This window comes from Moorena sp. SIO4A5 (genome assembly GCF_010672005.1).
In the GTDB taxonomy this organism is placed as follows: Bacteria; Cyanobacteriota; Cyanobacteriia; order Cyanobacteriales; family Coleofasciculaceae; genus Moorena.
The window spans coordinates 1-5,146 of record NZ_JAAHHZ010000327.1 but is presented as its reverse complement, the minus strand read 5'-3'; the positions used below and the strand labels follow the sequence as shown (position 1 = coordinate 5,146).

General features: G+C 42.1%; 5 protein-coding genes and 1 pseudogene. 4 read left to right on the top strand and 2 right to left on the bottom strand.

The features are described 5' to 3' along the window. The first annotated feature begins 62 nt into the window (after positions 1–62). Genes panD through F6K57_RS36235 form a run of 4 tightly spaced genes read left to right on the top strand, consistent with a single transcriptional unit; the run spans position 63 to position 3,272 of the window. The gene (panD, locus tag F6K57_RS36250) at positions 63–404 is read left to right on the top strand and encodes an aspartate 1-decarboxylase (RefSeq protein WP_075896718.1); all 342 of its coding nucleotides are present in this window, start codon (positions 63–65) and stop codon (positions 402–404) included. A 3-nt stretch (positions 405–407) separates the two neighbouring features. Then, entirely contained in the window at positions 408–1,574 is a 1,167-nt protein-coding gene (locus tag F6K57_RS36245) for a pyridoxal phosphate-dependent aminotransferase (protein ID WP_075896720.1), read from the top strand. Positions 1,575–1,607: 33 nt separating this feature from the next. Then, entirely contained in the window at positions 1,608–2,420 is an 813-nt protein-coding gene (locus F6K57_RS36240) for a class I SAM-dependent methyltransferase (protein WP_075896722.1), read from the top strand. Positions 2,421–2,459: 39 nt separating this feature from the next. Beyond that, positions 2,460–3,272, top strand: coding sequence for a class I SAM-dependent methyltransferase (locus F6K57_RS36235; RefSeq protein WP_081431065.1), 813 nt, complete (start codon positions 2,460–2,462; stop codon positions 3,270–3,272). Positions 3,273–3,645: 373 nt separating this feature from the next. Here the strand turns inward: F6K57_RS36235 and F6K57_RS36230 are convergent, their stop codons facing one another. Together F6K57_RS36230 and F6K57_RS36225 are read right to left on the bottom strand one after the other, a co-directional pair. Beyond that, positions 3,646–4,527: a 2OG-Fe(II) oxygenase gene (locus F6K57_RS36230; protein WP_075896726.1), complete on the bottom strand. Its 882-nt coding sequence runs from the start codon at positions 4,525–4,527 to the stop codon at positions 3,646–3,648. A 435-nt stretch (positions 4,528–4,962) separates the two neighbouring features. Then, positions 4,963–5,146 (bottom strand): annotated as a pseudogene (locus F6K57_RS36225) (ABC transporter); the annotation flags it as partial.

Genomic DNA, 5,146 nt, shown 5'->3' with positions numbered 1-5,146 from the left:
GAGGGAAACCTTAGAAGAATTGAAACAAAAATGTTGTCTATAACTAAAAGGAGGAAAAAACAATGCGAATTATGTTAAAGTCAAAAATTCACAGGGCTCAAGTAACAGAGGCTAACGTCAACTATGTCGGGAGCATTACGGTGGATCGAACCCTGATGGAAAAGGCAGATTTGCTACCTGGAGAAAAAGTACTAGTAGTGGACAATACTAATGGCAACCGTCTAGAAACTTATGTCCTAGAAGGAGAAGCTGATTCAGGAGTAATTTGCATGAATGGCGGCTCCGCCCGTTTAGTTAGTCCAGGGGACCTTATTACTTTGTTAGCCTTTGACGTAACAGACGAAATCAATCCACCGAAAAAAATTCTAGTTGATGAGAATAACAAGTTTCTTCAGTATGTATAAGTAATGAAACTAGCAGCACGAGTTAATCAAGTCAGTCCTTCGCTAACATTGGCAATTACAACTAAAGCTAAGGCAATGAAAGCAGAGGGGCTTGATGTCTGCATTTTCGGTGTAGGTGAGCCGGATTTTCCTACCCCAGCTCATATTACCGCTGCTGCTAAGAAAGCTTTGGATGAAGGCAAAACTCGTTATAGTACAGTAGCTGGAGAATGGGCGTTGCGAGAAGCCATCGCCCAAAAGTTACAAACTGATAACAATCTCTGCTATTCTCCAGAAAATGTCTTGGTTACGAATGGGGGTAAGCACTCTTTATTTAATCTGATGCAAGCCCTCATTGAAGCAGAAGATGAAGTGATCATTCCTGCACCCTACTGGGTTAGCTATCCGGAAATGGTAAAGTTAGCAGGAGGAAAACCAATAATCGTTCACACCAATGAGGAAAATAGTTATAAAATTACTCCTGTTCAACTTCGTCAAGCAATAACCTCTAAAACACGGTTATTTGTACTCAACTCCCCCTCAAATCCCACAGGAATAGTTTATACCCCTGACGAGATTCGAGCCTTGGCAGATGTAGTAGTTGAAGAAGATATCCTAGTAGTCTCGGATGAGATTTACGAACATATTATCTATGATGGTGCTCAACACTTGAGCATTGGCGCTGTCAGTCCGGAAATATTTTCCCGCACTCTACTTAGTAATGGCTTTGCCAAGGCTTACTCCATGGGGGGGTGGCGGGTTGGCTACCTGGCTGGCTCCCAAGAAGTAATCCAAGCTATGAGCAAGATTCAAAGCCACAGTACCTCTAATGTATGTACCTTCTCTCAGTATGGAGCGATCGCGGCTTTATCTAGTTCTCAAAACTGTGTGGAACAGATGCGACAAACCTTTGCCCAACGTCGTCAGATTATGCTAGAGTGCCTTGATAGGATTCCTGGTTTAACCTGTCCCAAACCAAATGGAGCTTTTTATCTGTTTCCCAACATCAGCCAACTAGGGATAAAATCTGAAGAATTCTGCAATGGCCTGTTAGAGTCACAGCAAGTGGCAGCAATTCCAGGAATTGCTTTTGGAGCTGACGATCATATCCGCCTTTCCTACGCTACAGATACAGAAACCATTGAAAAAGGCATGAAACGTCTTGAGGTATTCGTTCGCTCAAAGTTTTGAGTTAACTACTAGTATACAGAGGGTGTTGATCATATGGTGGCAAACCAATTTACAGAAGCTGATACTGAAGCCTATTATGATAACTCGGACGAGCGCTACCGTATTTCTTGGCATCCAGATGGCAGCAAGCATTGGGGATATTTCGATAACTTAGATGACTCCTGTACTTATGAGGATTTTGCCGAGGCTTGTGAACGCTGGGATCAATATATGCTCTCTCAAAGCCAAATTACTGCTGACTCCCGAGTTCTAGAAATAGGTAGTGGAAACGGTAATGCGGCTATTAGGATTGCCCGGCAGAAGGGTTGTGAAGTAGTGGGGGTAGATCTAAGTACTACTCACATCAACAATGCCACAGAAAAGGCCAAGAAAAATCCATCCTTACGCTTATCCTTTCATAAAGCATCAGCAACGGATCTACCTTTTTATGACAGTTCCTTTACCCATGTCTGGAGTCAAGCAACTCTCTACCATATTCACCAACGCCAGCTAGCACTCCAAGAGATCTATCGTGTGCTGGAAATAGGGGGAATCTTTGCTTTTGATGACCTAGTAACACCAGTATCAAAAATCAATATTTCTACCCAAAAACATCTATACGAACGGCTGATCGTTAATGATATGTTTACCCCTGACTTCTACAAAAACTATCTTACCGACTTAGGTTTCAGGCTGTTAGAGACTATGGACTTAAGTCAACATATGCAAAAATGTTATCAAATTCGGTCTGCAATCATTCAACAGCAATATCCAAAACTAAGTAGGTCTTATCAGGAAAGTGCTGCTGCTGTGGAAGCTGGTGATGTAGGTTGGTGGTTCTTCCTCTGTGAAAAGTTAAGCAGCTAAGAGTTTTAACAAAATCCAACTATAAACGACTAGGAGGTTATGATGACAAAAAAATTTACAGAAGCTGATACCCAAAGCTATTACGATAACTCAGATGATCGCTATCGGATTTCCTGGCACCCAGATGGCAGCAAGCATTGGGGATATTTCGACAACTTAGATGAAGTCCACACCTATGAAGACTTTCTGCGTGGCTGCGATCGCTGGAATGAATATATGTTAGAACACAGTGGAATTTCTGCTCAGTCACGGGTACTGGAAGTAGGTTGTGGAAACGGTAAAGCTGCCGTCTGGATCGCTCAGCAAAAGGGTTGTGAGGTTGTAGGAATCGATCTTAGTGCCACTCATATCCGCAACTGCGAAATAAAAGCGAAGGATAATCCTTCACTAAATCTTTCATTCGAGAAAGCATCAATCCTCGATTTGCCTTTCCCAGATGAATCCTTTACCCATGCTTGGAGTCAAGGAACTCTCCTACATATTGAAGAACGAGGTTTGGCACTCAAGGAAATTAGCAGAGTCTTAAAACCCCAAGGACGGTTTGTTTTTGATGACTTAACTACCCCAACCATGGATATTAGTGAATCCACTCGCAAGCACCTCTACGAGCGGTTACTTGTTAATAATCTTTTTACCCCTGAATCCTATCGAGATAACCTGAGTGCGGCAGGTTTTAAGGTGCTGGAAGCGACAGATTTGAGCCAACATATGCAGAAATCTTATGCGATTCAGTCTGATAGAATTCGAGAGCAATATCCGGAACTTAGTGTGTCCTATGGCAAGAGTGCTGGAGCTGTTGAAGCTGGCGAACTGGGATGGTATTTTTTCAAAAGCGAGAAAGTAGGTAATTGATTTGGTTCACACCAGAGAGTTGATTGGCTTACAGGCAAAATTAGCTTTTCACTACCGAACTTGAGAGCAACAGTCAATATTTCTTTCAACAACCAAAAGTAATGATATACAAAAAAGCTCAATGGATATTGATTTGTCTGTGTTAGATCAAAAGGCAAAATATGACCCTATAATCCAATGTACTTCATAACTGCGGGAACCGCTGTAACTTCGCCAGTTGCTTCATTGATGGTTTCAAATTTTTAGCCATCTACAGCATCAACAAACTCACCATCAATGAAGCAAGGAGTCTCTGGTTGAAATTATGCCGCTAGTTGAGGCCAGTCTAATTTGTTAAGTTTCTCAATTATCTTTTGTCTTGCTTGCCATCTTTTTAATCTTCTAAACCATCCGTTCTCATATCGGTTTTATCCAACTGATAATGAGTTGGTAGTGCCTTACCATAAAGTTGGAGGCTGCGATATACTTTGCTATACATTTGTGGATCTTTAGTATAAGAAAAGACTGCGGTGTAGCGTGGAATAGACCCCTCCACTTTTGTTACGCGATGCAGGGAATAGCGACCTTTGAAAATTTGCAGATCCCCTGGTCTTAGATTCAAAGAGGTGACGGGAGTGCGATCGCCTTTGAGTACCTTCATCACACCATCATGATTCTCATCATGGCTCGATCTGATATTATGACAATACTCAAATATCCCCCCTTTCTCTGGAGCTTGAGTAATGACCGTTACCGAAACATGATTATTGTCAAAGTGCCACGGAAACTCCTGTCCTGGTTTAATCACGTTGAAGGCAATATAGGAAAGAGGGTCGGCATATTTGTATAGTTTTTCTTCCTTCAGGCAAGCTTGAATAAATGGTGCGAAAGCTGGCCAGTTATAAAGCTGAAGTATCAGCGAATCAGTGGGAAAAGAATCGGCACGAACAAAACCACTAGTGCGATTGAAGAAAAAACGTTTGGGATGCTCTTTGGGAAGAGATTCGTCATCCTCACTGAAGTAGACATTAGCGAGCATATTAGAGTAATGAGCATGAACTGACAGTTTCTCAGATTCTTTTTTGAACAATTCTAATGCCTCAGAATTAATAAATTCTGGAAGGAGACAACAACCCGTATCATCAAGCTGTCTTTGACAATCTGCAATTAATACTTTTCCGCGATCGCTGGATAGTCGATCGAGGGGATAGCGATCGAGGTTAACTAAATTGCTAGCTTCCTCTAAGGATGATAATTTTGGTAGATTGGTATACATATAGCAAAAAGCACCAAGGCAGAAGGTAGATTTATAAAATGTTCGAGCGCCTCAGAGCAAGAATCTCATGATCGGCGCTCTTCGTCGTTTGTAGTACAGCGCTGCGCGCTGATATATTGACAAGCTTTCCTATAATAAAGTGACTTGTCAATTTTATTCCATCATGACCAGACCCTATAGTCAGGATTTACGCCAACGGGCTCTTAATCTACTAGAAAAATGGATTTAAAACCTTTTCCTCAAATAGCTCCATCGCCAGACCTTTGAACCCCTTTAGATAAGACCTCTTGCATAAGTCTCATAAACCGTGGGTGTTGACAAGGCATGCATGCAAAAGGGATAGATTTTGATTTCATATTTATTTTTGCAAGAGGTCTAATAAAAATCTCCCCATCTCCCCATCTCCCCACCCTCCCCACCCTGCCCACACTCCTATCACTTCACTCCAGACTGTACCCGCCACAGCATGGCATAAATTCCCTGTTGCTCTAACAACTGTTCATGTCGTCCTTGCTCTACTAATTTGCCTTGGTCGATTACATAAATACAATCAGCATTGCGGACTGTGGACAACCGATGAGCGATCGCAATGGTTGTGCGATTTTGGGTAATCTTTTCT